The following is a 24,330-nucleotide window of genomic DNA, read 5'->3' on the forward strand; positions in this document are numbered from 1 at the left end:
GGAGAAGGAAAACGAGGCGCTGAAGGAACTGGTCGTCAGCCTCTCCGAACTGGTGATGAAGCGGGTGGCCGATCGGCGCTGAGATCACTCAGCGCTGACGCAAGGCAGGGCTCTTCGCCGGCGCCGCAGAACGCCGCGCCGGTTTCTTCATCGCTCCGCAGGTGGCGTGACAGTGGCAGTCCACCAGATGGTCGTTGACCATCCCGACAGCCTGCATGAAGGCGTACACGATCGTCGGGCCGACGAATTTGAAGCCGCGTCCCGACAGCTCCTTGGAGATCTTCACCGACAGCGGCGTCGAGGCCGGCACGCCCGCGGTGGTCTTGAATGTGTTCACCTTCGGCGCGCCGCCGACGAAGTCCCACAGCAGTTTCGAAAACCCCGGCCCTTCCTCCTGGATCGTCAGCCACGCCTTGGCGCTGCCGATCGCGCCTTCGATCTTGGCGCGGTTACGCACGATGCCGACGTCGTTCATCAGCGCCGCAACTTTGTCTTGGTCGTAGCGGGCGATCTTGGCGGGATCGAAATCGTCGAAGGCGCGGCGGAAATTGTCGCGCTTGCGCAGGATCGTGATCCACGACAGCCCGGCCTGGAAGCCGTCGAGAATCAGCTTCTCGTACAGCGCCCGGTCGTCGTATTCCGGGACGCCCCATTCGGTGTCGTGATAGGCGACGTAAAGCGGATCGTCGCCCGGCCACGGGCAGCGGAGGAGGCCGTCGGCACCGATGCGTGCAGAGCGCGTCATGTGCCGGTCTTCCGCTGCGCCGGCGTCAGTTCGTCGGGATTGGCGATCTGCAGGGGGATGCCGCCTGCGCTTAGCGGCAGTGACGCCTCGCGTGCCTCGGCGACGCGGTCGATCCGCAGGAGCGCCAGCCCGCGGCCCATCGCCGACGATCCCATGGTGCCGACGCTCTTGTCGCCGGCGGTGATCTCGCTGCCGGGCTGCGGCGCGGCGCCGTCGAAGGTGACGCGGACGATCCGGGTCCGCGCGGTGCCGCGATGGTGCATTCGCGACACCACTTCCTGGCCGATGTAGCAGCCCTTGCTGAAGTCGACGCCGTGCAGCCGGTCCATATTGGCTTCGTGCGGGAAAGCGTCCGCATAGCCGAAGTCGACACCGCCGGCCGGCACGCCGCAGGCGATCCGGTGCGCGTCGTAGTCGCCGGCGGTCACCATCGTGGCGCCAAGTGCCTCGGCGGTGGCCTTGGCCAGGATCTCCGGCACCACAATGCGCCAGCCGAGCTGTTCGGCCCGGGGGTCGCGGAAGCCCATCTCCGGCGGCTGCGACGGTTCGCCGCCCCACAATGCCAGCACGCCGAGTCGGTCCGACAGGTTCTCGATCAGCACCTTGGCGCGCAGCTTGTAGAATTTCAGCTTGGTGGCCAGCGCGTCGGTGAGCGTTCCTGGACAATCCAGCAAAAACCCGCCGTCATCCTCGGTGGGAAGCTCGGTGATCAGGAAATCGGTGACGACCTTGCCCTGCGGCGTCAGCAGGGCGCCGAACCGGCCGGCGCCGGGCTCCAGCTTGGTCAGATCGGTGGTGACCAGGCCGTTCAGCAAATGTCGTGCGTCGGGCCCGCTGATCTTGATAACGCCACGGTCGGCGAGGAAGGCTGCCTGCATTGATTTCTCTCGTGACGCCGGCCGGAAACATCCTTGCGTTCACGGTCCGGCCGACTAAGACATCCCAAAGTAGGCGGCCGGGCGCTGGTCAACAAGGCTTTGCAAGACTCGCGCCGTTCGGCTCCACAACGGGCAACCGAGGACGCGATGACCGGCACATTCGACACCATTCTGAAGGGCGGCACCATCGTCAACCAGGACGGCGAGGGCACCTCCGACATCGGCATCAAGGACGGCCGCATTGCTGCGCTCGGTTCGCTCGACACCGCGAAGGCGGGCGAGACGATCGATTGCCGCGGCCTGCACGTGCTGCCGGGCGTGATCGACACCCAGGTGCATTTCCGCGAGCCCGGCCTGACCCACAAGGAAGATCTCGAAACCGGCTCGCGCAGTGCCGTGATGGGCGGCGTCACCGCGGTGTTCGAAATGCCGAACACCAATCCGCTGACGATCACCGAGGAGACATTCACCGACAAGGTGAAGCGCGCCGAGCATCGCATGCACTGCGACTTCGCGTTCTTCATCGGCGGCACCCGCGACAATGTCGACGATCTGCCGCGGCTCGAGCGCTCCCGCGGCTGCGCCGGCGTCAAGGTGTTCATCGGCTCCTCGACCGGCAGCCTGCTGGTCGAGGACGATCCAAGTCTCAAGCGCATCCTGTCGGTGATCCAACGCCGCGCGGCGTTCCACGCGGAGGACGAGTATCGCCTCAACGACCGCAAGGGCGAGCGCATCGAGGGTGATCCGCGCTCGCATCCGGTGTGGCGCGACGACGTCGCCGCCTTACAGGCGACACAGCGGCTGGTGGCGATCGCGCGCGAGACCGGCAAGCGCATCCATGTGCTGCACGTCTCGACCCGGCAGGAGATGGAGTTTCTGCGTGAGCATAAGGACGTAGCGTCGGTCGAGGTCACGCCGCATCATCTGACGTTGGTGGCGCCGGAGTGCTACGAGCGCCTCGGCACCAAGGCGCAGATGAATCCGCCGGTGCGCGATGCCTGGCACCGCGACGGCATCTGGCACGGGCTGGCGCAGGGCGTCGTGGACGTGCTCGGTTCCGATCACGCGCCGCATACGCTGGAAGAAAAGGCCAAGACCTATCCGGCCTCGCCCTCGGGCATGACCGGCGTGCAGACCTTGGTCCCGACCATGCTGGACCACGTCAATGCCGGCCGTCTGTCGCTGGCGCGCTTCGTCGATCTCACCAGCGCCGGCCCGGCGCGGCTGTTTGGCATCGCCTGCAAGGGCCGCATCGCCGCGGGCTTCGATGCCGACTTCACGGTGGTCGATCTGAAGCGCAGCGAAACCATCACCAACGACTGGGTGGCCTCACGCGCCGGCTGGACTCCCTATGACGGCGTTCGCGTCACCGGCTGGCCGGTCGGCACCTTCGTGCGCGGCGCCCGGGTGATGTGGCAGGGCGAACTGACCACGCCGTCGCGCGGCGAGCCGGTGCGGTTTCTCGAGACGCTGAAGCCGTAAGTGGTCACGTCAGCCCAACAGTTTTGATTCCTGCGGCTACCGCGTCAGGTTCGGACAACTTGGCCTTGGCGAGATTGACGGCCGGACTACGCGACGTGCGAAGTACCGGGGCGGACGAAAGTTCCCGAGGCGGCCTGTAGTAATCGCCTCCCGATCCGCGCCTCGGACGAATACGTGTGAAAGCACAGAGTGCGGTGGCCGCCGATTGCGCGAATAGGCCCGCCGTCCACTCCGATCTTCCGGCCACCCGCTGCCATCGTGCTCTTCACCGATCACTTCAGTCGGCCCCGCGTCGTTTTGTCCTCGGCTCCGGGGAACTCCGGTGGGGTATTTTGCGTATCCCCTGCACGAACATCATCAGCGATGATCGGAGCCAGAATGATTCGGTTCGCGCGGAGTGCGCGGCCGGACGGCTGGTTAACAGGAAAGCAACTTAACGGGCGCAGCATTTCGCGTCGCACGATCGCCGGGATCGTCGATTGACCGATACGCCGAAGGGGGATTCCAGATGGAAGCTCAGAAGACCGCGGTCGAAGCGATCGTCGCATTGACCGGTTACGACCGTTCCGTGGTGGCCGAGTTCATTCGCCGGTTCTATCTCGCCGGCGTTCGCGATCCGAAGCGGCTGACGTTCAAGGGTCTGCAGGCGTTTGCCCGCACCTGAGCCGTCTTGCGCGCAGTGATTCGCGCTACTGCTTGGCCAAGCCGATCGAAAACTCGCCGTTGAGCACGCGGCCGGGTAGGCCTTCGACGAATTTTGCGACCGCGTCTTCGCCGTAGGTTGCGACCAGCTCGGCGAAGGCCGTGAACAGGCTGGCTTGTGCCAGACAGTCACCGTCGACCCCCTCGTGCAGGGCTTCGGCCCATGCCTCGCTGAGATAGTTCAGGGCGGTTTGCTTCTGCTCGCGGTCGGATTGGACGTCGCGGTCGATCGGGTAAGTCGTCAGGCTCATGAACTTCAGCATGCTCGGCGCGCTCCCCCAGCGAAGCGCGGTGGGGTAGTGTTAGCATGCGGGTGCCGAACGCCTAGGCAGTTCTTTAGGAAAGGTTAACGGGCCTGTTGAAACCGCGCTGCAAGCGGTCAGTTCGCGTACCGGGCGGTGAGGTCGCGGGACAGCTTGGAACCCTCCTCCAGATACCGTCGAACCGCGACGGTCGCCGCCGGGGTACAGGTCCGGTAGGTCTGCTGGAACCCGTTATAGCCTCGGTTGAAGGCCGCGATCAGGCGGGTCCGGCGCTCACCTGATGGGGTCTCGGCATCGATTAGCGCCTGCATCTCGTTGCGCCATTTCGGCCCGTCGTTGCCGCCACAGATCCCGCGCAGGTAATGCAAGGTGCCCAGAATCTCCGCGAGCCGTTGCAATTCGGCGTCGAACGGCGCCGCACCATCCTGGGCGCGCGCCGGGGCGAGCCCGCAGCAGGCCAGGATCATCAGCACGGCAAGGGAACGCTTCAGCATGGCCGGCCTGATAGGCCGTTTCATCGGCTGCAGCAAGGCATCGCCGGTGCTGGAGCGCTTCATCAGGTTCCGATCAATGCGCACGCGTCGGAGACCAGTTCAGCCAAGCCTTCGGTGGTCGCGAACGAGGCCAATTCGTCCGGGGAGATCCAGCGGGCGTCGTCCAGTTCATCGTTGAGCTGAGGGTCGCCGGCCGCCCAGCGCGCGGCGAACACCATGATCACGTAATGCCCGGCCGCATTGGCGGTGGACGGCAGCACCTCGCGTCGCCCGGCAAGTCCGACGATCTCGATCGACAGCGCGGTTTCCTCGGCGATTTCCCGCTCCACCGCCTGTTCCAGCATCTCGCCATATTCGACCCGGCCGCCGGGCAGCGAATACAGCCCTTTGGCCGGTGCCCGCGCCCGGCGGACCAGCAGCAGCCGTCCGCGCCGGAAGATCGCGGCGCTGACGGCGAGTTGCGGATGGCGCGGTTGCAACGGCACGGCTTCGGTCACGGCGGTCAATGCGCCATGATGTAGTCGACGTCGGCTTCGCTGCCCTGGCCGTTGATGATGCCGCCGGCGCGGCCGATCAGGGGCTTGATCCAGCCGACCGCGCTTTCCGCGAGCTTGGCGCGGGTGCCGTCCTGCGAGGCTTGGCGCATCGCCTCGCCGACCGCGGTGAGGATCGCCGTCATGTTGTTGGTGATGTCGTCGAAATCGGACCTTATCCCCGGATCGGCCGTGTCATAGGCTTCGATCGCGAGATCGCGTGCCTTGAAGTTCGACGCCTTGAAGTGTTCCGCGTAGGAGAGGGGATGCCACGACAGGAAGTCTTCCGAGCACTCCGGCATGTCCGGGATCATTTCGAGCAACATCACGGCTTCGTTGAAATGATTCAGATAGTCGGTCGCCAGGCCGGTCTTCGGATTGATATTGGCGGCAGCAAGCCGAGCCGCGCGCGCCTCGTCGTGTCGGGAGGGCGCAACTTGCGCGGTTGTGGATTCACTCGACGCCATCGTCGGCATTTTTGTTTACCGAAGTTAACAAGCATTGAACACGCCACCGGGTCCTGACAGCATGTGCGGACGCTTCGTGATCACCTCGGCTCCCGCCGCTATCCGACAGCTCTTTGGCTACGCCGATCAGCCTAATTTTCCGTCACGCTACAACATCGCCCCGACCCAGCCGATCCCCGTGGTGATCGTCGATCAGGGAACCCGGCGGTTCCGATTGATGCGCTGGGGGCTGATTCCGTCCTGGGTGAAGGATCCGCGGACGTTTTCGCTGCTGATCAACGCGCGCGCCGAAACGGTGCAGGACAAGCCGGCCTTCCGCAACGCGTTCAGGCGCCGGCGCTGCCTGGTTCCGGCCGATGGCTACTACGAATGGAAGGCCGGCGGTCCGCGCAAGCAGCCTTATTTCATCCATCCGGCCGGCGGCGGGCCGATCGGCTTTGCGGCGCTGTGGGAGACCTGGACCGGCCCGAACGGCGAGGAGCTCGACACCGTGGCGATCGTCACCACCGCGGCGCGCGGCGATCTCGCCGAGCTGCACGACCGCGTCCCGGTGACGATTCCGCCGCATCACTTCGCGCGCTGGCTGGAGACGGACGAAACCGACGCCGAGGCGGTGATGGCGTTGCTGCGTCCACCAGGGGAGGGCGAATTCGTCTGGCATCCGGTGTCGACCGCAGTGAACCGCACCGCCAACGACAACCCGCAGCTGATCCTGCCGATTGCCGTTGAAGAAGTCGATGCCCCTCCGCCAGTCGTTGCGGAGCCGTCGCCACCGAAGCGCACGGCGCGGGTCGAGGTCGCCGGCGACGACAGCGGGCAGGGATCGTTGTTCTGAGCGGCTAACATGGTAGGATCGGTCTATGACGGACGAGCAGGTCAAAGAGATTTTGGAACGCGTGCTCAGTTGGCCGCGCGCACGCCGCGAGGATGCGGCGCAGTTGTTGCTCGCGTTGGAAGCGCGCGAGGGCGAATTCTATCAGCCTGACGATGATGAGTGGGCCGCGATTGAAGAAGGATTGGCTCAAGCACGTCGCGGCGAATTCGCTTCTGCCGACGAAATTGCGGCGCTGCTGTCGCCGTCCCGCGCGTGACCGTCCGGTTCACCCGGCGAGCAACCGACGATCTTCGTGAAATCCTCGACTATTTGAATGCGCGCAATCCTGCTGCGGCCGATCGGGTTCGACAGTCCGTTGCGGCGACGGTCCGACTGATTGCGGACCGTCCTCATATCGGACTACGCAACTCCAGAGCGCCAGCGCTGCGAAGCTGCCTCGTCGGTCGTTATCCGTACCGCGTTCACTATTCCGTCGAGAACGCGGAGGTTTGGATCATTCACATCCGGCATTCGGCGCGCCGTCCGTTTGACCCGAACCGTTTCGACTGAAGCTACACCACCTTGCCGGGATTCATGATGCCGTGCGGGTCGAGCAGAGCCTTGATCGACCGCATCAGCTCGATCGCGGTCTTGTCCTTCACCTCGGCAAGCTCGTCACGCTTCATCACGCCGATGCCGTGTTCGGCCGAGATCGAGCCACCGAGCCGCAGCACCACCTCGAACACCACCTGGCTGACGTCGTGCCAGCGCGCCAGGAACTCGTCCTTGTCTGCGCTGACCGGCTGGCTGACGTTGTAGTGGATGTTGCCGTCGCCGAGATGGCCGAACGGCACAGGGCGCGCGCCCGGGATCAGGGCGACCACCGCGGCATTGGCTTGTTCGATGAATTGCGGCACCGCGGCGACCGGCACCGAGATGTCGTGCTTGATCGAACCGCCCTCCGGCTTCTGCGCCGGCGAGATCTCCTCGCGCAGTTTCCAGAACGCCTGCTGCTGCTGCACCGAACTTGCGATCGCCGCGTCCACGACGATGCCGTCTTCGAAGCCGCGCTCGAGGATCGTCTCCAGTGCGGCGCGGGCGTCGTCGCGCGGCGACGACAATTCGATCAGCACGTACCATGGATAGCGCGCCTCGAGCGGGTCGCGATTGTTGGCGTGGCGCACCGAGAAATCGAGCGGCGTCTCGGCGATCAGTTCGAAGCTCGTCAGATTGCCGGCGGCTTCTCCTTGCGCGATGCCGAGCAGCTTCAGTGCGTCCTCCGGCGACTGCAGCCCGACGAACGCGGTCTCGACCGCGCGCGGCTTTGGAAACAGCTTCAGGGTCGCCGCGGTGATGATGCCGAGCGTGCCTTCGGCGCCGATGAACAGATCGCGCAGATCGTAGCCGGTGTTGTCCTTCTTCAGCTTCGACAGCAGGTTCAGCACCCGGCCGTCGGCGAGCACGACCTCGATGCCGAGCGCCATGTCGCGCGCCAGCCCATAGGCGAGCGCCGCGGTGCCGCCGGCATTGGTGGAGAGGTTGCCGCCAATGGTGCAACTGCCTTGCGCGCCGAGCGACAGCGGAAACAGTCGGTCCACCTCCGCGGCCTTCTCCTGCACCCGCTGCAGGATGGCCCCCGCCTCGACCGTGATGGTGTTCGACGAGGTGTCGATTTCGCGGATCTTGTCCATCCGCTTCAGCGAAATCACCACCTCGCCATTGTGCGGCGTCTGCCCGCCGACGAGGCCAGTGTTGCCGCCTTGCGGCACCAGCGCGACACGCGCCTCGTTCGCCAGCTTGCAGATCGCCACCACCTCCTCGGTGGAGCCGGGACGCAGCACCAACGGCGAGTGGCCGCGATACAGATTGCGCTCCTCGGTGATGTAGGCTTCGAGCTCGAGAGGATCGGTCAGCGCGTGCTTGTCGCCGACGATCGCGGTGAAGCGGGCGATCAGTTCGGGCGAGAGCGTAACGGGCGAAAGCTGGCTGACGATGTTCATGGTGTTTCCTCTTCCCTGTCGTAGCGAGGCGCGAAGCGACCGATCCGAAACGCGTCTTAGACGCCTTTGGATTGCTTCGTTTCGCTTGCGACGACGTCGCGATCTGCTTGTTGGTTTGTCATGGGCGCGGTGCCGCTGCGCGGCGCAGGCGATCGTTGATCGCTTCGCCGAGTCCGTGAAACGGGATCGGCATCACGGCGATGCCGCGTGCGCCGCGATCGTCGAGCGCGCGAAGCGCGCCGAACAGATGTGCTGCGGCTTCGGTGAGGTCACCGCGCGGCGAGAGGTTGTGGACCGCGACGGCTGTCTCGGCCCCCGGCGGCAACTCAGGGCCGAACGCCAGCAGCGCTTCGCCCGGCTTCACCTCGGTCGCATTCAGCCGTACCAGCGCACGCGGCGCGTAGTGCGATGCCAGCATCCCTGGTGCGAGAGGCGCGTGATCGTCGGCGTTGTTAGTTGTCGGTGTGCCCAGCGCTTGACCGAGTACGCGCTCGATCGTTTCGCGCGGCAGGCCGCCGGGACGCAGCAGAACGCGTGCGCCGAGGCAACTGACGATCGTCGACTCGACGCCGACCATCACCGGTCCGCCGTCGACGATCACATCGATCCGGCCGTCGAGATCGGAAGCGACATGCGCCGCTGTGGTCGGCGACACGTGACCGGACCTGTTGGCGGACGGCGCCACCACGGGACCGCCGAATGCGCGCAACAGTGCCTGCGCCACCGGATGCGACGGGATGCGGATCGCGACGCTGTCCAGGCCGGCGGTGGCGAGATCGCACACCGAACAGCTTGCCGCCTTCGGCAGCACCAGCGTCAGCGGCCCTGGCCAGAACGCCTCGGCGAGGCGGAGCGCGGCTGCATCGAACCTTGCGATGGTGCGCGCAGCATCGAGATCGGCGACATGCGCGATCAGCGGGTTGAACGACGGCCGGCCCTTGGCGGCGTAGAGCCGCGCCACCGCTCCGGCATTCGATGCATCGGCGCCGAGCCCGTACACCGTCTCGGTCGGGAACGCGACCAGCCCACCGCCGCGCAGCGCGCGTGCGGCTTCGTCCGCATCCGCTGCGGTCAGCCTCTTGGTGATCAGGTCGAGCATCATTTCCGGTTTCATATCGCAATTCGTGCGGATGCGAAGTAGCAAAGTCGACGCGCTGCGCTGCATGCGCGCGGGAGCTGCGTGGCGCGGTCTTGCTCAACGGGCTCGCGCAAACCGCGAATCCTGCCGCTCCGCATGCGAAAAACCCCGTTAACCTCGCAGGTTAGGCGGCGCGGCGGCCCCGGGGCTTGCAAGCCTCTCTAATATGGAGTGAGGATAGTTCGTTCAAACAGGCGCCCTTTCCGATGCAGCTCAATCCCCTCCTTCATGCCGAACGCGTCACCGGCCGAAGGCAATCGGCCTTGATCGATCTGTGGTCGACCACAGGATTCGCCGCTGCCGTGAGCGAGGTGACGGGGCCGCATATTTACGAGTTCGGCGAGCTGCCGGTGCCGACCGTCGCGATCACGCTGTACGACGTTCGCCGTCACGTCCTGATGGAAAACGGCAAGGTGCGCCGCGACGCACCGGTGCGGTCCGGGCGGTTCCGTATCGGCCAACCCGGCCGCCGCGTGGTGGTGGATGCGGTGCCGGACACCCAGTGGGGCAAATTGCTGCTGCTGTATCTCGGCGAGCCATTGCTCAAGGAGGTCGGGACATCGCTGGGCTCTGCCGATGCGATCGCGCTGCGAGATACCGCTTGGGACGTCGATGATCCTTTGTTGGAAGTCTCCGCCAAACGCCTGGTCGAGGCCAGCAATAGCGGTGATCGGCCGAATGCGCTGCTCGCCGAACAACTGGCCTATACGCTCGCGCTGCATCTGACGGATCGCTATTCGGCGCCGCGCAGTGCGCCCGCCGAACTGTCCGCGCCGCTCGAGGCGCCGGTGCGCGATCGCATCGCCGAATTCGTTCGTTCCGATCTCGGTGCGCCGATCACCTTGGCGGCGATGGCGGAGGTCGCGGGTATGAGCCCGTCCTGCTTCATTCGCAGCTTCAAGCGCTCCACTGGGATAACGCCGCATCGATTCGTGGTCGAGCAGCGCGTCGCCGCCGCGCGCCGGCTGCTCGAAACCTCGGATTTGCCGATCGTCGAGATCGCGCTCGGCGTCGGCTTCTCGTCGCAATCACATTTCGGGGTCGCATTCCGGCAGGTGACCGGCGAGAGCCCGGCGAAGTATCGCCGGACGCAGCGCGGTCGCGAGTAATTTTTCGACAGAAAGCCGCAGGTTCGGCGAGCGGCCGGTGATTTTTCGGCAGACGTGTTCTCACGATTGCGAAATTTGTCGCCGACGAGCGGTCGCCCGGTGAAGGCGAGCGAGGGAGGACACGTATGACGACATCTTCGAGCACGGTCGCGCCGATCACGGACACCAGCCTGACCGGCTTCTACAAAGACATGACCGTCACCGAGAAGCGGACGTTCTGGGCCTGCGCAACGGGCTGGGCGCTCGACGGCATGGACTTCATGATCTACCCGCTGGTGATCGGCACGATCATCGCGCTGTGGAAGGTCGATGCCGGCTCGGCCGGGCTCGCCGGCACCGTGACGCTGCTGGCGTCGGCGGTCGGCGGCTGGGCCGCCGGTTACCTCGCAGACCGGATCGGGCGCGTCCGCACGCTGCAGCTCACCATCATCTGGTTCTCGCTGTTCTCGCTGCTGTGCGCGTTCGCGCAGAACTTCGAACAATTGCTGATCCTCCGCGCGCTGCTCGGCTTCGGCTTCGGCGGCGAGTGGGCCGCCGGCGCGGTGCTGATCGGCGAGACGATCCGTCCGCAATATCGCGGCCGCGCGGTCGGCTCGGTGCAGTCGGGCTGGGCGGTCGGCTGGGGCATGGCGGTGCTGGCGCAGGCCGCGCTGTTCTCGCTGCTGCCGCCCGAGGAGGCGTGGCGCTGGATGTTCGCGATCGGCGCGCTACCGGCGCTGCTGGTGCTGTACCTGCGCGCCTATGTGAAGGAGCCGCAGGTCGCCGTGGAAGCCCGCGCCAAAGTCAGTGCGGCGGGTGGCAGCCGCTCGATCCTGGCGATCTTCCAGGGCCGGATCCTCAAGACCACTATCCTGGCCTCGCTGGTCGCCACCGGCTGCCAGGGCGGTTACTACGCGATCACCTTCTGGGTGCCGCGTTTCCTCACAACCGAACGCAAGCTGTCGATCGTCGGCTCGACCGGCTATCTGGCGACGCTGATCGTCGGCTCGTTCGTCGGCTATCTGGTCGGTGCGTGGTTCGCCGATCGGTTCGGCCGTCGCAGCCTGTTCCTGACGTTCTCGCTGGGCGCGATGGTGGTGGTGCTCGCCTACACGCAGCTGCCGCTCTCCAACGAAATGCTCTGGGTGCTCGGCTTCCCGCTCGGCTTCTTTGCCTCGGGTTACTTCTCGGGCATGGGCGCGTTCTTGACCGAGCTGTTCCCGACCAGCCTGCGCGGCTCGGGGCAGGGCTTCTGCTACAATTTCGGCCGCGGCGTCGGTGCTCTGTTTCCGTTCCTGGTCGGCTATCTGTCGCAAGTCACCACGCTCGCCAACGCGATCTGCCTGTTCGCGGTGTTCGCTTACGTGTTGTTCTTCGCCGCCGCCTACGCGCTACCGGAGACCCGCGGCAGGGTGCTGAGCGCCGATGAGTAAGGCTGATCCTTCAAAAGGTCCGGCTCCGGCGTGTCCGGGGCCGGATCCAGCTCCGCGCCGGCCGACCCGCTACGTGGTGCCGCCGGGCGCCGTCGACACCCACGCCCACGTCATCGGACTGCCGCCGGACTATCCGTTCGTGGACGTCCGCAGCTACACGCCGCCGGCAGCGACGCCGGAGTCGTATCTGGCGATGCTCGATGCCACCGGCATGACCTACGGCGTTGTGGTCCAGGTCAGCGTGCACGGCACGGACAATCGGCTGATGCTGGAGACGCTGCAGACGCATCGCGATCGGCTCAAAGGCATCGCGGTGATCCCGCTCGGGCTACCAGACAAGGAGCTGGCGGCGCTGAAGGATGCCGGCGTCGTCGGCCTCCGCCTGAACATCCTGTATGGCGGCGGCATCGGGTTCGAGCGCGTCGGCGAATATGCGGCGATGGCCAAGGAGCTCGGCTGGCATCTGCAGTTCCTGATCGACGCCAAGGATCTGGTGCCGCTGGCGCCGCAGCTCGGCGATCTGCCGGTGCCGTTCATCGTCGATCATTGGGGGCACTTCCCGGTGTCGCGGGGGATCGACGATCCCGGCTTCCAGACGCTGGTGTCGCTGGTGCGGGACGGCGCCTGGGTCAAGTTGTCGGGCGCCTATCGGAATACGGTCGAGGGATATCCTTATCGCGACACCATTCCGTTCGCCCGCCTGCTGCACGAGACCGCGCCGGACCGCTGCGTCTGGGGCAGCGACTGGCCGCACGTCGCGACCTGGACGCACATGATGAATGTCGGCGAACTGCTCGATCTGCTCGCCGATTGGGTGCCCGACGCGGCCGCGCGCGACCGCGTCTTCACCGACAACGCACACCGTCTCTACGGATTCACGCCCACCCGGGCCTGAGTTTGTCGCGTTCAACCGCCGCCCCTGACCGGAGGGCGGCGGTTGGATAAAAATCCTGCACAATATCCCGTTGGAACGCTTGCGAAGCCGAAAGGCGGACGCTATAAGCCGGGCCTCTTGTCGGAGTGTGGCTCAGCCCGGTAGAGCACTGCGTTCGGGACGCAGGGGTCGCAGGTTCGAATCCTGCCACTCCGACCAAGAGTTTCAATACCTTAGCTTTTTCGTCTCTCTTTTGCGCAACGAAATGCGCAACGATTTAGCCGCGGCTCCGCAGCAGTCGCGTCACTGCTTTTCCATCAGCCGCACATAGAATGGTCCGCAGATTTCATAGGCAGCGACCTCGGCAAAAGAATCCGCGGCTTCCCCGCCGGCGAACAGATCGTAGCTTCACGCCTTTAGAGGAACCCGAACGTCTGACGACGAAGCTCGCCGAAGTTCGGGAATGGATAACCGTCATTGCGGCGTGCACCGCGGCGGCTGTAACTTTTTTTCAGCTCCACGAGATGCAAAAAGCTTATAAGCCTCTTCAAGAGCAGGCGGACGCGGCTACAAAGACGCTCCACATAAGTCAAAGACCTTGGCTCGCGCCCCAGCTTTCTCTTGCAAGCGACCTTCACCTGAAGAATTCCGATAACAATCTGACTATCAAGTTCAGCGTGAAGAACTTTGGCAACGCCGCTGCAACGGACGTCAAGGTCACCTATGCAACCACCGTATTTGAATTGGGGCATCCCAATCCGAAAGAGCGCGAAAATACGAAGCTGTCTTGCTCGAGAGACGTAAGCGAAATAGAGGAGTTGCTAAGGAACGCGGGAAGTCTTGAAGGGACCGCCGTCTTCCCGGGTGAAACGATCGAGGACACATTCCAGTTCACATTTCCCGAACCAGACGTTTCATATGCCCGTGCATAGGCATATGCCCTCTTTCCTGCCGTACGGATTTGTGTGCGATACAGATCCCCTTTCGATGACGAATTCCATTCCAGCTCCGCTGTATACCGGCTGGCAGGGGTCCGGGGCTATATAGGTAATTTTCTAACGGGTGGCATCAACCCGACGCAAGACATCATCCCATCGGGTTCTCTCGAACTGCGAAGGGACCAACGCGCGACAGCAAACTGATCCCCTTCACTTCTTGTTTTTGAGGAACGCAACAGCAGCCTCTTCCTGAAAGTCAGGGTGATGGTGACCGTAATTTGCCTCCAGTTGTTCGACGGTCATTCCCAGCCAGCCAGCGGCCTCCCAGAGGTCGACACCGGCCTGCATGAGCCAGGTCGCAGCCGTGTGACGTAAGGAATGCCGGACCACATCGTCACCGAGCCCGGCGTCTTCAAGAATACCTTCCCAGGCTGACCTGATCTTGCCAGCGAGCGGCTGGCCGTCGTTCATTCGATTGACGACAAATCGTATCTGTTCACCCTCCTGCAACGATCCGGATTCTCGCAGCTCTGCGGAGCGTCGCTCGTCGATCGTTCGCCAGCGCATGAGGTGTGGCCGCAGCCGGACAGCAATCTTTGCCGGAGGACGCCGTTTTTTCGTCGAGCGCTCCAGGGCCCCTTTGCCCTGGTAGACCATGGCGTCCAGATTGACCCACGGATGGGTGGTCGTCGGCACCCATTGGGTGCGCCGGATCGTTTCCTCCCGCCGGGCGCTGTACAAGCCCATCAAGCAAAATCTCGCGGCCGGATAACGGCGCCGGATGATCCAGCGTTCGCGACGCAAAAGCGTACCGTCGTGTTTACGCTTCCACGTTTCGCGTTCACTGTCCCACACATAGCCGATCGCCGCACCCACCAGTCGCGCTGCTTCGTTGCGCGTAAGCCATCGGTGCCTACCCTCCGCCTTGGGCGGAAGCGTAATCTTCGGCACGAAGTTGAGCGTGTGTTCGGCGTGATACCGGTTGACGGCTGCCCGCAGGTCTTCCAACCGACGTCGTGCGGTTTGGTCGGAGACGGCAGTTTGACGTGGCTTGATCCCGGCAAGCCGGTTGTTCTCATTCGGCACGCCCGTCGACCAGTCGACGAAATCGCGGCATAGCTGGGCCTTGAGCTTGCCGACCGTTTTGTCACCAAAGAAGTTGTTCAGGTCGAGAAGCCTGATGACCAGCAGATCATGCTGCGCCCATGCCCGCGCATCCGACGCGTCCTTCGGCCTTTTTGAGATTTCGTAAGCGGTGAGTACGTCCGCTATCGCAAGGACGTTCGGATCGGTTGCGCCGATGGTCGTTGTGTGTCGCCCGCCGATGTAGGCTTCGAGCGCCTTCGCTGCGCCGTCAATCTCATCGCGGCCGCAGCCTGTGCGGATTTGCCGTCCTCGGTCGAGGATGATCCAGGCCTGGTCATCCTTTCTGAACCAGAGGCGCGGCGGTTTTGCTTTGCGGCCCGGCATGACGGCGTCACCAGTTTTCTGATTGCGCGTGGCGTGGTCAGAATCTTACCGGCCACCTGGGCAACTTCAAGAGTCCCGGCCGAAACAGCGGTTCGAAGAGACGATAGCGTAAGCGGTCCGTTGGGGAAAAACACTTCGACCGCCTCTGGCAGCGTCATCGCCTCGTCTTCCTGCCAATCCGCAGGACGAGGCCGGAGCCTTGCGCGGACGAGCTTGTCGCGCTTGGGCGCGCGCGCCGACCGACCAGTCATGACGAGACCCCTCAGCCAAATCCGATGGACTTCCCGCCACCAGCAAGCGGGTAATTTTCACATCAAGGCGGGCTGTATCGGGATTTGAACGCTTTTTACGGCCGGAGATGCGGGGTGATTACACCGGGTGGCCAAAGCAGCTTTTAATGCGCTTCTGTGGAGCCTTGCGCCCGATAAAATTAGGGTGCCCAGCTCCGCTTTTCAATGCGACCCCACCAGCGACACGACCTTTGCTGGGGATTCCCGCGCGGGGGCACCCGGCCCCTCTTCGAGGCCGGGCTGCACCACGCGCAGCGCCCTGGCGCGGAAAGAAGGATATCTAAGGATATAAGGATAGGCCCGCTGATCGTGAGGCCTTTCAAAGGTTTAGCCATTCATCGGGTGAGGTCTGACTCAGCGTCGGGTGAGGTCTCACTCAGCGGAGGGTGAGGTCCCACTCAGCGGCGGGTGAGGTCTGACTCAGTTCAGGGTGAGGTCTCACTCAGCAGAGCGCTGGTGCCGTTCTTTCCCGGTGAGGTCTCACTCAGTCGTTGAAAATCCGAACGGCCAGTGCAGCTAATCGAGCATCAGGGGCCGCCAGGCACGCAGTATCCTGTCGTCCCCCTTGCCAACCAGCTCCAGCCGGTATTCCAGCAAACGTCCGTCCGGACATCCACCGATGGCTTTTTTCACATCGCGGTTGAAATACTTCTGCTGCTGCTTGGTCTGAAAGCGCTGCGCCAGCTCCATCAACGACACTTCAAACGGTCGTCCGTCCTTGGGCACCTTGAGCGACAGAAAGCGGTAAAGTGCCCGGTGCATCGGTTGCGTCAGGATCATGTAGTCCCGATTGAACGTCCGCAGCATCGGGACAGCGCGCTCGACGATGCCTTCGTAAATCCAGTCGGGCACCGCGATCCTGACACGCGTTGCCTTGCCGTTGTCGGTCTCCGACAGCTTCTCGTAGGCGCTGCCCACCAGCCTAAATTTGCCTCCCCGGTACTTGGTCCCCTTGATGGGGTCGACAACCACCTCTGTATTCCAAAGGCGGTCGAGGCTGCCCAGCACGTCGTCGCTGATTGTGCCGCCCCACTTCTGCCGCTTGAATTTGACGACTTCGCTGATGCTCACGTCAAACATGCGCGGCGGCGCCTTGGGCGTGATTGGCGAACGCCCGGCCTTCTTTTCGGCTTCGTAGCGTTCGAGCTGGCCCCGGTACTGGTTGGCCAGGTCGGCCAGCCAGGTCTGCATCATCAGCACCAGGTCGTAGTCGTCGATCGTTGGCAGCCCCGGGTCGCCCACCGTTCTGACCCGGATGGTTACGCCCTGAGGGGTCGTATAGACCAGTTCGCGCCGGTCTTCCTTGCGGCGATCCAGGGTGAACGGCGTCATCTCCATCAGGTGGACGTCATCCTTGAGCGCCAGCTCCGATAGCTCAGGGATGAAAAAATCGCGCTGGGCATCATCCGGGGCGACCGCGCGGAGGATTTTCTCGATCGGCGCGACGTCAGCAGGATGCGTTTGCCCGCTTACTACGATCGCCACGGGAATCTCTTTGCCCGTCACAGAGGCGGCAACTGCTTTCACGTGGTCGGAGAAGTTGCGCCCAATCAGGTCGGCAGCAAAGGCGGTACCGACCGTTACGGTCAGCTGGTTGGCCGACAGTTCAAATGTGCAGGGTTCGAACCACGACCGGAAGGCCTCCTCGCCCAATCGGGCCCTCAGGCGTTCGGCAATCAGCTGTCCAGGCGCTTGCATCGTAATTGCGGTTTATCGCATTTGCGGTTTTACGATTTGGCCGGAAATTCGTCTTCTAGCAGGCGCCGGATTTCATCGGCCATCACCCTTCCGCGCTGGACGCAGGCGATCTTGATGCGCGTATGCAATTCGACCGGCACATCGATGGTGAACCGCTTCATAGCAACCGGCTGCGCAGCCGCTGCCGGGGCGGGTTCTTCCTTCTTCAGATGCGGTTCAACACCGTTTTCGATCCAGGCATCTGCGCCCTGCGTCCTGGCGGGCGCGGGCATTTTGAACGCAACCGTCTTGCTCATGCTGCGGCTTTCTTTTCGTTTTGTTCGGACAGGCTGAGGGCCAGTCCGCTGATCTCCCGGGCTGCGGCGCCGTCAGGCTCGGCCTCGACCACGGCCAGGCCTCGCGCAGCGCTCTCGGCATAAATCACGCGCTGGCACAGCGCCTGCCTGCACACTGGGAAATGGAAGTCTTCAAGAGCAGTCGCGACGTCGCGGCCAATCGCCGTATTTACGATTTTACGATTGATCACAAAGGCGGCTTGCAGGTTTTCCTTGAACTGCCGTGCTTCATTGATCAGCTGCACCGTGTCCGCAGTCGCCCACACGTCATAGGGTGATGGCTGGACAGGAATGAGCACAAGGTCGCTTGCCATGATCGCGGCGCGGCCCAGCTCGCTCACCCGGGGCGAGCCGTCGATGATCACCGCGTCGTAATCGGCAGCCATGCTCGGCATATCCTTGTGCAGCGTCGGCTTGGGCATGCCGACGACCGTGAACAGGGGCTCACCTTCTCTTGCCGACGACCAGGCGAGCGAACTCCCTTGCGGGTCGGCATCCACCAGCAGCACACGCTGACCCTGCTTGGCGTAGACGGCCGCAAGGTTGACGGCGATGGTGGTTTTCCCCACACCGCCCTTTTGGTTCAGCACGCCGATAATCATGACAATCGTTCCTTATTTACGATTGCACGATTACACGCGTTGCCGGTTTTGCGGAGCGGGTTGCCCGTTTAATCAGCAGCTGATGTGGCCGCTTTGTCGCAAGTACGCATTTACGATTTTGCGGCCCAGCTGATTTCAGGCTCCCAGACGGTCGCCCGCCGACCATCCGGCAGGTCCGCCTCCCGGCTTTCCCAGCTCAGCGCCAGCCCTTCACCTTTGCACCACTCGGTCAAGGTGGCGGAGGCCTTGGTCCCGCGTACATCGAGATTGCTCGGCATTTTGACCCGCAGCGCGGTTTGCCCCTCGCGGGCCGCATTCATGATCGCCATGCGGATGTTGCTGGTGTTCAGCTCAACCTCAGCCCGCTCTTCGAGCGCCGCGCGGGTTTCCTTCTGCAGCACCGGCAACAGTTTCGCCAGTCCAGGTTTCATCGGTCACCTCCCGTTGCCGCAAAGCGGCTGCCGAGGTAGGTGTCCGTTACTTCGAGGCGGCCATGTCCAAGCTCTGCGCTGATCTGCATGCGCGCTCGGTAGTCCGCCGCCCGTTGCGCGCGGCTCAATTGCTCATACGTGGCGCCACCGGCAGCGGGACAGAGGCGCCCGGTGAGGGTTTGATAGCGCCATTGCGCGTACCAGTGCCGGTGTCCGTGTAGGTTGCGGATGCCGGTGCGCGCGGCGGCGTGTTCGACCTCCTGCCTGAAGGCGATATAGGTTTTGCCTTCCGGAATCAGCGAGCCGGTGCCGCAGAACGCGCGCACTTCATCCAGTAGCGCGCGCTGGCGCGGGTGGGTGAGCGGAATCTCCCGCGCCCGTCCGCCTTTGCACCAGCTCGCCTGCAGTTCAATTCTGTTGCCCTGGTCCGCCTGACCGGCCCGGAATTTAAGGCTCTCTTCAAGCCTCAGCCCAAATGCCATTTGCAGGCGGATGACCAGCTGCATGCGCCGGGGCAGGGCGGCCAGCATCTCGCCGGGCGTGATGCGGGCACGATTGCCCTTGAAGGCATGGCGATCCTCAATGCCCAGCTCGGCATTCGCCTTGGGCAATACGCTGGTCTTGCGAATGCGTCCCGCCCACCAGCGTACCCAGCCCAGCCGGTTCTTCATCGTGCCGGAGGTGAGGCCCGCCGTCTTCCATTTGGATATCAGCGCTTCAATATGCTTGGGCTTCAACGAAGCCGCACCAGGGAGCCTGTAGCCCAGGCCGCGCAGTTCGCGTGCCACCAGCTGCAAGCCCCTGTGCCGCTGGACGCGGGTCAGATGCGATCCGTCCCCCTTGAGGGTCAGATTTTTGAGGTCGTATTCCAGTGCGTCCACATCGTTGGCTTTCCTTGGTTAGTGCTTATGACCTGCCGCGTGGGCATCTAGCGCCACCACGGCCCGCCATCCCTGGCGGATTGGTCGACGTCCGATTAGCTAGATCGGCTGTTCTCCTCTCAGTCCGCGACCCGTTCGCCCCTCGGGGACGGTTGGGCTGTCGCATGGCCTCATCTTCATCTCCGTACTCGTTGCGCTACTCATGTCGCTTCCTCTTGTCGGTTGCCGCTGGCGTGCCCGTGGGGCTTTCACAGTCGGCCTGGTTGCCGGAAGGCGTCCGGCTCGCGTCTTTGTCATACAAAGTTATCAACATCGGTTCTCTCCGTTGAAGTGTGCGTGGCCCGAAGGCCAAGTGTGTCTCTCTTTCCCGGCCTTGGAAGCCCGGCGGCGTGTGACCGGTCAGGGGCCTGACTACCCCTGACGAAATCTTCTGGCACTCGTCGCCACTCGTTTCTGACAGTCGCGCGCCACACGTGTTGAACGGCTGGGAATTCGCGGAAATGTGCGGAATTCAAGTTCGGCGGGTTCACGTTCGGCTCGCCCTGTCACTACGGGTAGTGACAGGGCTGTTCGCCGGTGTTGCCGACCTGTCGGCATCGGGCAGGGGGCCTTCCCGACCCCTTCCCGTGGCCCGCTTGGGGCTTGTGCCTTCCAGCGTGCCAGCGGGGCGCTGCCGCCCCCGCACCCCAGGCAGGGAGCTTAGGGCTGGTGCCTTCCAGCTCCCTCGGGTTGCACCCCAGCCCCGCCAACGGCCTTGCGGCCGTGGAAGGACTCCGGCTCTCTACGGCGCTATGTGGGAGCGCGTTCGCCTCCGTCCTTCCAGAGGCCCGCGCCACCCATCGAGGGTGTCCTGGGCCTGTCCGTTCGGACAGGTGCAGCGCGTCAGGAGCTGCTTTTGCGTGCCTCCATGAGTCCGCATGCCGAAACACCGGCCCGCCCAACGCATCACCGCCGCAGACGCGGCCAAGGGCGCTGCTGCCGAGCGCACTTTCCAGGCATGGCTGGATGGCTCGGTTCTGCCCCACCTCTACATCGAGCAGTCGCCGCTGACCGTGCCCGCCCCCCTGCGCGGCCAGATCAAGCGGCCGGATTATCTGGTCGGCATTCCACGCCTCGGGCTGGTCGCCTTCGACGTCAAAGCCAAGACCATCTATGCCGGGGATCTGATCTTCGATGTCGGCGAGGTGCAGAAGCTCCGCAATTTCGCGCGCCTGTTTCATCTCACCGTGTACTTCGCCTGCCTTGACCCTGAGGGCGGCCAGGACGGCTACTGGGTGCGTCTGGACCAGCTGGATGAAGTTCCGGCCATTCGGCGCAACGGAAAGCTCACGCTGGCGCTCTCCGTCGGTCTGGCACAGCCGGTTTCGCTGACGGAGCCGTTCTATACGGCTTTCGTTCGGGCGGTGACATTGAAGTAAGCGCGCGCCGTTCAGGCCGGGCTCTAGGCTATGCCCGGAGTCTTGGTCTCCGCCATACGGTGACGATCCCTCGCGCAAGGCCATATTGAACGCTCGGCCGGGGGCGGTCGGTCCCGCATCTCCAAACGATGCTCCTGCGGCAGCCCTGCTAACCGGTCCTCGCGTCGCAGTCGGTCCCGCATCCCGCTAATGCGGCGCTATGCTGATGCTCCTGCGGCTGCATGTCTCCCCTTCAGGCAATGAGATAGGGAAGGGGCCTCACCATCCGTCTGCCTCAAGGCCAGGCCCTGCGGGCGCTACGCGGCCTTGACCCGACCGCTACGTGTGAGGCGTTTGGCTGCCATCGGCCTAAGCCGAAATCCGGCTTGGCCGTTTCAAATCAGCAACATGGTTGGCGCGCCTTTGGGCACGTCGATTGCCCGGCCCGGAGGGCCGGTCGCATAGTGCTAAGGGCGCAAGGGGAATCTCATGCGCTGGGGCTATCAACCCCATCAGTAACTGGCGGGCACCACCATTTGGTGCTGTTTGTGTACGGACGCACAAGCGCTCGCCCCATACGGCCGGGTGGTGGTGTCCTGTCCAGGGTCAGGCCTAAAGGCATCGCGCCGTTGTTACTGACGGTTGATAACACCCGGCCACCTCATTGGTGGCCGCTCAACCCGGTGACGAAAGGGACGGTGGTGTTGGCGATCGCAAAAGTAAGGCTCGGGCAGGCAACCGTACTTCTCTGCGCCATAGGTACGCCGTCGTTTGCCGAGGTTCAGGCGTCGGCCGCAAAGGAATACACCCCCCGCATTATCCGCGTCAGCGATATTCGCGAAGTTTCGGGCGTTGTGCCCGCCAACGATTTTGCCGCAAGAACCGTCTGGGAGATCGACCAGCTCAAGGCCCGCGTCGACGCCCTTGAAAAGACCGTAACGAAGCTGCGCGACAAATGAAGCTTCGGCTGACGCTCGCTCTCTTGTCAGGACTGGTCGCCGGAAGCGTCCACGCCGCCTGTACAACCCCGCCCGGCAATCGGGGCGACCAGGTCTACGCCATCGACCAGAACATGATGGTGTACTGCGACGGCACCAACTGGGTGAGCATGGCCGGTGGGGTCAGCGTCACTTTGGGCGGGGGCGCCGACCCCCGCATTGGCACTCTTGGCAGTTCGGGGCAGTGGTGCACCACCAACGGCAGCCAGATCAACTGTGCCAGCGCGGCACCGCCCGTTAACGGCGGGACAGGCGCCAACACCTACCTGGCTTACTGGAGCAGCGGCAACCAGCTCGAAGGCAACAGCGGCCTTACCTACAACAGCGCGTCCGGCCTGCTGGCGGCAACGAACATTTCGGCCACCAATCTGACGGCAAGCGGGATGATTTCGACCAGCGCGCTGTACGTCAACGGCGTGGCGGTGACCGGCGGGGCGAGCGGAGACAGCATTGTCAGCACATCGGCCAACGTGGTGGCTGGGAATGGCGGTACGGTGAGTATTTCCACCGGCGGGGTAAGCGGTACGGCTTACTTTGATACGACCGGGCGGCTGGTGGTGCCGGGGATTAGCGTGACCACCGCTCAGGCCAGTTTTACGACGCTGACGGCGGGGATTGTTTCGTCGACCGCCGTGCAGATGACCAGCGACACCACCGTGTGCGGCGCCAGCACCGCCGGGCGTGTGACCTACGCCAGCGGCAGCCTGATGCTGTGCAACGGCACCAGCTGGAGCAACGTGGGCATTGGCGTGCCCGCTGGCACCATTGCGGCGTTTGCCAGCGCCAGCTGCCCGGCAGGGTGGACGGAATACACCGCTGCGCGCGGGGCCTTTCTGCGCGGCATTGATAACGGGGCGGGGTTAGACCCGGATGGCACGCGCGCAGCGGGGGCTTATCAGGCGGATGCGTTTCAGGGACATACACATAGCGGGGACTATGCCTCATATAATGGGCAAGGAACTGCGTCTGGTTCAAATCTAGGGGCTTCGGCATGGTACTTGAAGCCGGCAGCACCCAGTGGCTTTTCTACTTATGGCAGTTATGGCTCACCGCGTGTTTCGTCCGAAACCCGCCCCAAAAACGTTGCCGTCACCTTTTGCCAATACAGCGGCGTGGGGGGCACCTACAGCACCGTAAGCAGCAGCCTGGTGGCGGGCAGCGATACGCAGGTGCAGTACAACAGCAATGGCGGCTTTGCGGGCAGCCCCAACTTTACGTACAACGCCGGGCTGTTGACGCTGACCGGGACTGTTACGGCCACCAATGTTTATGCGAACGCCATCAGCGCTTCGACGGCGTCGCTGGGTAGCGTTGGGGCGGGGAACATCAATGCCAGCGGCGTGGTGAGTGCCACGGGCGTTACCGCCAATGGCGTGCCAGTGATGGCGGGGATGTTCTACAAGGCCGACCCGGACAGCGTGGCCTTTACCAAAACCGGCGCGGGGACGGTGAGCATCAAGGCGGGCACCGTGGTGCAGGTTGGCACCTATACGGTCAACTACGCGGGCGCCACAGCGGTGAGCATGCCCAGCCTGACGGCTGGCACCGACTATGCCATTTACGCCTGCGGCAACGGCACGGCGGTGGCCGACAGCAACTGGACAAGCACCACAAGCTGCACGGGCGGTTACCGCAAGATCGGCGGCTTCCACTACGCCCCCGGCGGCAACGCCACCGCGCAATCGGGGGGCGACAGCACGCCCGCCATCAACGCCTACAGCTTGTGGGATTTGCACTGGCGCCCCAAATGCGACCCGCGCGGCATGACGCTGGTGGCCAACAGCTTTTGGGTGGATATTTATTTGCTGAACACCGACCCGGACACCAATGGCACCAGCGCCTACAACAAAACCATCGCCGACAGCGGCAACCCGCCCAAGGTGCCCGCGATGTTCGGCGGCAACGGCAGCACGGCCTACAGTACTCTGGATTGGTACGCCGCCGCCGAGATCATGAAAAGCCAGGGCAAGGAACTGCTGAGCCAGAGCGAATTCATGACCGCCGCGTACGGTACGACGGAGAACAGCTCTTCGGGCGCAGACCCGGTGACCACCGGCCTGAGCGCCACCTACACCAGCAAATGGGGCCTGATGCAAAGCACAGGGCAGATGTGGGTTTGGAGCAGAGACCAGAGCTACAGGTACGACAGCAGCACCTGGGCATGGAACAACGTGAACGGTGGTCGTGGTCAGGTCTACATTCAAGGCGGCCACGGGATTGTATACGGGCTCTTTGGCGGCACCTGGTACGACGCGGGCCTCTCCGGTTCGCGCGCGTCCGCCTGGTACGACTATCCATGGAGCTCCAGCGTCAACTTCGGGGCCCGGGGCCGCTGTGACCACCTGCGACTTGAATAGGGGGCGCGATAGCGCTCCCCGC

General features: G+C 63.9%; 26 protein-coding genes and 1 tRNA gene. 13 read left to right on the top strand and 14 right to left on the bottom strand.

The features are described 5' to 3' along the window. Window positions 1-88: 88 nt before the first annotated feature. Together M9H71_RS06595 and ygfZ are read right to left on the bottom strand one after the other, a co-directional pair. Entirely contained in the window at window positions 89-745 is a 657-nt protein-coding gene (locus M9H71_RS06595) for a DNA-3-methyladenine glycosylase I (protein ID WP_455404268.1), read from the bottom strand. Beyond that, complete coding sequence (gene ygfZ, locus M9H71_RS06600; protein WP_455404269.1) at window positions 742-1,623, bottom strand: CAF17-like 4Fe-4S cluster assembly/insertion protein YgfZ; 882 nt, start codon at window positions 1,621-1,623, stop codon at window positions 742-744. The genes M9H71_RS06595 and ygfZ overlap by 4 nt, the downstream gene beginning before the upstream one ends. Window positions 1,624-1,770: 147 nt before the next feature. Between ygfZ and M9H71_RS06605 the strand changes: the two genes are divergently transcribed. Both M9H71_RS06605 and M9H71_RS06610 read left to right on the top strand, forming a co-directional pair. Further along, window positions 1,771-3,105 (top strand): dihydroorotase, encoded by a 1,335-nt coding sequence (locus M9H71_RS06605; protein WP_455404270.1) that lies wholly within the window; start codon window positions 1,771-1,773, stop codon window positions 3,103-3,105. 508 nt (window positions 3,106-3,613) lie between these two features. Further along, window positions 3,614-3,769: a hypothetical protein gene (locus M9H71_RS06610; protein ID WP_165825304.1), complete on the top strand. Its 156-nt coding sequence runs from the start codon at window positions 3,614-3,616 to the stop codon at window positions 3,767-3,769. A 25-nt stretch (window positions 3,770-3,794) separates the two neighbouring features. On the opposite strand, the gene M9H71_RS06615 is transcribed toward M9H71_RS06610, so the two are convergent. The 4 genes from M9H71_RS06615 to M9H71_RS06630 all read right to left on the bottom strand — a co-directional run bounded on the left by M9H71_RS06615 (window position 3,795) and on the right by M9H71_RS06630 (window position 5,564). After that, window positions 3,795-4,058: a hypothetical protein gene (locus M9H71_RS06615; protein ID WP_455404406.1), complete on the bottom strand. Its 264-nt coding sequence runs from the start codon at window positions 4,056-4,058 to the stop codon at window positions 3,795-3,797. 128 nt (window positions 4,059-4,186) lie between these two features. Further along, window positions 4,187-4,564: a TIGR02301 family protein gene (locus M9H71_RS06620; RefSeq protein WP_110788207.1), complete on the bottom strand. Its 378-nt coding sequence runs from the start codon at window positions 4,562-4,564 to the stop codon at window positions 4,187-4,189. A gap of 62 nt (window positions 4,565-4,626) precedes the next feature. Beyond that, complete coding sequence (locus tag M9H71_RS06625) at window positions 4,627-5,070, bottom strand: NUDIX hydrolase (protein ID WP_455404271.1); 444 nt, start codon at window positions 5,068-5,070, stop codon at window positions 4,627-4,629. Continuing rightward, complete coding sequence (locus M9H71_RS06630) at window positions 5,067-5,564, bottom strand: hypothetical protein (RefSeq protein ID WP_455404272.1); 498 nt, start codon at window positions 5,562-5,564, stop codon at window positions 5,067-5,069. The genes M9H71_RS06625 and M9H71_RS06630 overlap by 4 nt, the downstream gene beginning before the upstream one ends. Before the next feature lie 61 nt (window positions 5,565-5,625). Between M9H71_RS06630 and M9H71_RS06635 the strand changes: the two genes are divergently transcribed. From M9H71_RS06635 to M9H71_RS06645, 3 genes are read left to right on the top strand one after another with little or no spacing between them, the layout of a single operon-like run. Further along, window positions 5,626-6,399 carry an SOS response-associated peptidase gene (locus M9H71_RS06635; protein WP_455404273.1) on the top strand — a complete coding sequence of 258 codons (774 nt, stop codon included), beginning with the start codon at window positions 5,626-5,628 and terminating at the stop codon, window positions 6,397-6,399. 25 nt (window positions 6,400-6,424) lie between these two features. Beyond that, complete coding sequence (locus M9H71_RS06640) at window positions 6,425-6,655, top strand: hypothetical protein (protein ID WP_455404274.1); 231 nt, start codon at window positions 6,425-6,427, stop codon at window positions 6,653-6,655. Next, window positions 6,652-6,948 carry a type II toxin-antitoxin system RelE/ParE family toxin gene (locus M9H71_RS06645; RefSeq protein ID WP_455404275.1) on the top strand — a complete coding sequence of 99 codons (297 nt, stop codon included), beginning with the start codon at window positions 6,652-6,654 and terminating at the stop codon, window positions 6,946-6,948. Before M9H71_RS06640 ends, M9H71_RS06645 begins: the two co-directional genes overlap by 4 nt. Window positions 6,949-6,950: 2 nt before the next feature. On the opposite strand, the gene M9H71_RS06650 is transcribed toward M9H71_RS06645, so the two are convergent. Next, the gene (locus tag M9H71_RS06650) at window positions 6,951-8,378 is read right to left on the bottom strand and encodes an FAD-binding oxidoreductase (protein ID WP_455404276.1); all 1,428 of its coding nucleotides are present in this window, start codon (window positions 8,376-8,378) and stop codon (window positions 6,951-6,953) included. 118 nt (window positions 8,379-8,496) lie between these two features. Continuing rightward, window positions 8,497-9,492: an L-threonylcarbamoyladenylate synthase gene (locus tag M9H71_RS06655; protein WP_455404277.1), complete on the bottom strand. Its 996-nt coding sequence runs from the start codon at window positions 9,490-9,492 to the stop codon at window positions 8,497-8,499. A 230-nt stretch (window positions 9,493-9,722) separates the two neighbouring features. On the opposite strand from M9H71_RS06655, the gene M9H71_RS06660 reads away from it, so the two are divergent. The 5 genes from M9H71_RS06660 (at window position 9,723) to M9H71_RS06680 (ending at window position 13,843) form a co-directional block, all read left to right on the top strand. After that, window positions 9,723-10,625, top strand: coding sequence for a helix-turn-helix domain-containing protein (locus M9H71_RS06660; protein ID WP_455404278.1), 903 nt, complete (start codon window positions 9,723-9,725; stop codon window positions 10,623-10,625). Between the two features lie 125 nt (window positions 10,626-10,750). Next, a complete protein-coding gene (locus M9H71_RS06665; protein WP_012494805.1) occupies window positions 10,751-12,037 on the top strand; it encodes an MFS transporter in 1,287 nt (428 codons plus the stop codon). After that, window positions 12,030-12,932, top strand: a complete 903-nt coding sequence (locus M9H71_RS06670; protein WP_455404279.1) for an amidohydrolase family protein — start codon at window positions 12,030-12,032, stop codon at window positions 12,930-12,932. Before M9H71_RS06665 ends, M9H71_RS06670 begins: the two co-directional genes overlap by 8 nt. 121 nt (window positions 12,933-13,053) lie before the next feature. Further along, a tRNA-Pro gene (locus M9H71_RS06675) sits at window positions 13,054-13,130 on the top strand. Window positions 13,131-13,435: 305 nt separating this feature from the next. Next, a complete protein-coding gene (locus M9H71_RS06680) occupies window positions 13,436-13,843 on the top strand; it encodes a hypothetical protein (protein WP_455404280.1) in 408 nt (135 codons plus the stop codon). Between the two features lie 216 nt (window positions 13,844-14,059). Here the strand turns inward: M9H71_RS06680 and M9H71_RS06685 are convergent, their stop codons facing one another. From M9H71_RS06685 to M9H71_RS06710, 6 genes are all read right to left on the bottom strand, one after another. Then, complete coding sequence (locus tag M9H71_RS06685) at window positions 14,060-15,319, bottom strand: tyrosine-type recombinase/integrase (RefSeq protein ID WP_455404281.1); 1,260 nt, start codon at window positions 15,317-15,319, stop codon at window positions 14,060-14,062. A gap of 806 nt (window positions 15,320-16,125) precedes the next feature. Then, entirely contained in the window at window positions 16,126-17,307 is a 1,182-nt protein-coding gene (locus tag M9H71_RS06690; protein ID WP_455404282.1) for a replication initiator protein A, read from the bottom strand. Between the two features lie 29 nt (window positions 17,308-17,336). After that, window positions 17,337-17,603 carry a plasmid partition protein ParG gene (locus tag M9H71_RS06695; RefSeq protein WP_455404283.1) on the bottom strand — a complete coding sequence of 89 codons (267 nt, stop codon included), beginning with the start codon at window positions 17,601-17,603 and terminating at the stop codon, window positions 17,337-17,339. Continuing rightward, on the bottom strand, window positions 17,600-18,244 hold the full coding sequence (parA, locus tag M9H71_RS06700; protein WP_455404284.1) for a ParA family partition ATPase: 645 nt from the start codon (window positions 18,242-18,244) through the stop codon (window positions 17,600-17,602). The genes M9H71_RS06695 and parA overlap by 4 nt, the downstream gene beginning before the upstream one ends. 110 nt (window positions 18,245-18,354) lie before the next feature. Then, a complete protein-coding gene (locus M9H71_RS06705) occupies window positions 18,355-18,651 on the bottom strand; it encodes a hypothetical protein (protein ID WP_455404285.1) in 297 nt (98 codons plus the stop codon). Window positions 18,652-18,671: 20 nt separating this feature from the next. Further along, the gene (locus M9H71_RS06710; RefSeq protein ID WP_455404286.1) at window positions 18,672-19,556 is read right to left on the bottom strand and encodes a phage integrase N-terminal domain-containing protein; all 885 of its coding nucleotides are present in this window, start codon (window positions 19,554-19,556) and stop codon (window positions 18,672-18,674) included. A 917-nt stretch (window positions 19,557-20,473) separates the two neighbouring features. Here M9H71_RS06710 and M9H71_RS06715 point away from each other — a divergent pair. From M9H71_RS06715 to M9H71_RS06725, 3 genes are all read left to right on the top strand, one after another. Then, the gene (locus tag M9H71_RS06715; protein ID WP_455404287.1) at window positions 20,474-20,974 is read left to right on the top strand and encodes a hypothetical protein; all 501 of its coding nucleotides are present in this window, start codon (window positions 20,474-20,476) and stop codon (window positions 20,972-20,974) included. Between the two features lie 608 nt (window positions 20,975-21,582). Then, window positions 21,583-21,912, top strand: coding sequence for a hypothetical protein (locus M9H71_RS06720; protein WP_455404288.1), 330 nt, complete (start codon window positions 21,583-21,585; stop codon window positions 21,910-21,912). Continuing rightward, window positions 21,909-24,308, top strand: coding sequence for a phage major tropism determinant (locus tag M9H71_RS06725; RefSeq protein ID WP_455404289.1), 2,400 nt, complete (start codon window positions 21,909-21,911; stop codon window positions 24,306-24,308). Before M9H71_RS06720 ends, M9H71_RS06725 begins: the two co-directional genes overlap by 4 nt. The last annotated feature ends 22 nt before the right edge of the window (window positions 24,309-24,330 follow it).

This window comes from Rhodopseudomonas parapalustris (assembly GCF_053772255.1).

Excerpts from the sequence above, each read along its gene's own strand:
- M9H71_RS06690 (WP_455404282.1), bottom strand. The coding sequence starts at position 17,307 with ATGCAAGCGCCTGGACAGCTGATTGCCGAACGCCTGAGGGCCCGATTG.
- M9H71_RS06605 (WP_455404270.1), top strand. The coding sequence starts at position 1,771 with ATGACCGGCACATTCGACACCATTCTGAAGGGCGGCACCATCGTCAAC.
- M9H71_RS06715 (WP_455404287.1), top strand. The coding sequence starts at position 20,474 with ATGCCGAAACACCGGCCCGCCCAACGCATCACCGCCGCAGACGCGGCC.
- M9H71_RS06635 (WP_455404273.1), top strand. The coding sequence starts at position 5,626 with ATGTGCGGACGCTTCGTGATCACCTCGGCTCCCGCCGCTATCCGACAG.
- M9H71_RS06660 (WP_455404278.1), top strand. The coding sequence starts at position 9,723 with ATGCAGCTCAATCCCCTCCTTCATGCCGAACGCGTCACCGGCCGAAGG.
- M9H71_RS06680 (WP_455404280.1), top strand. The coding sequence starts at position 13,436 with ATGCAAAAAGCTTATAAGCCTCTTCAAGAGCAGGCGGACGCGGCTACA.
- M9H71_RS06595 (WP_455404268.1), bottom strand. The coding sequence starts at position 745 with ATGACGCGCTCTGCACGCATCGGTGCCGACGGCCTCCTCCGCTGCCCG.
- M9H71_RS06615 (WP_455404406.1), bottom strand. The coding sequence starts at position 4,058 with ATGAGCCTGACGACTTACCCGATCGACCGCGACGTCCAATCCGACCGC.
- M9H71_RS06650 (WP_455404276.1), bottom strand. The coding sequence starts at position 8,378 with ATGAACATCGTCAGCCAGCTTTCGCCCGTTACGCTCTCGCCCGAACTG.
- M9H71_RS06695 (WP_455404283.1), bottom strand. The coding sequence starts at position 17,603 with ATGAGCAAGACGGTTGCGTTCAAAATGCCCGCGCCCGCCAGGACGCAG.
- parA (WP_455404284.1), bottom strand. The coding sequence starts at position 18,244 with ATGATTATCGGCGTGCTGAACCAAAAGGGCGGTGTGGGGAAAACCACC.
- M9H71_RS06640 (WP_455404274.1), top strand. The coding sequence starts at position 6,425 with ATGACGGACGAGCAGGTCAAAGAGATTTTGGAACGCGTGCTCAGTTGG.
- M9H71_RS06620 (WP_110788207.1), bottom strand. The coding sequence starts at position 4,564 with ATGCTGAAGCGTTCCCTTGCCGTGCTGATGATCCTGGCCTGCTGCGGG.
- M9H71_RS06665 (WP_012494805.1), top strand. The coding sequence starts at position 10,751 with ATGACGACATCTTCGAGCACGGTCGCGCCGATCACGGACACCAGCCTG.
- M9H71_RS06670 (WP_455404279.1), top strand. The coding sequence starts at position 12,030 with ATGAGTAAGGCTGATCCTTCAAAAGGTCCGGCTCCGGCGTGTCCGGGG.
- M9H71_RS06655 (WP_455404277.1), bottom strand. The coding sequence starts at position 9,492 with ATGAAACCGGAAATGATGCTCGACCTGATCACCAAGAGGCTGACCGCA.
- M9H71_RS06630 (WP_455404272.1), bottom strand. The coding sequence starts at position 5,564 with ATGGCGTCGAGTGAATCCACAACCGCGCAAGTTGCGCCCTCCCGACAC.
- M9H71_RS06685 (WP_455404281.1), bottom strand. The coding sequence starts at position 15,319 with ATGCCGGGCCGCAAAGCAAAACCGCCGCGCCTCTGGTTCAGAAAGGAT.
- M9H71_RS06725 (WP_455404289.1), top strand. The coding sequence starts at position 21,909 with ATGAAGCTTCGGCTGACGCTCGCTCTCTTGTCAGGACTGGTCGCCGGA.
- M9H71_RS06610 (WP_165825304.1), top strand. The coding sequence starts at position 3,614 with ATGGAAGCTCAGAAGACCGCGGTCGAAGCGATCGTCGCATTGACCGGT.
- ygfZ (WP_455404269.1), bottom strand. The coding sequence starts at position 1,623 with ATGCAGGCAGCCTTCCTCGCCGACCGTGGCGTTATCAAGATCAGCGGG.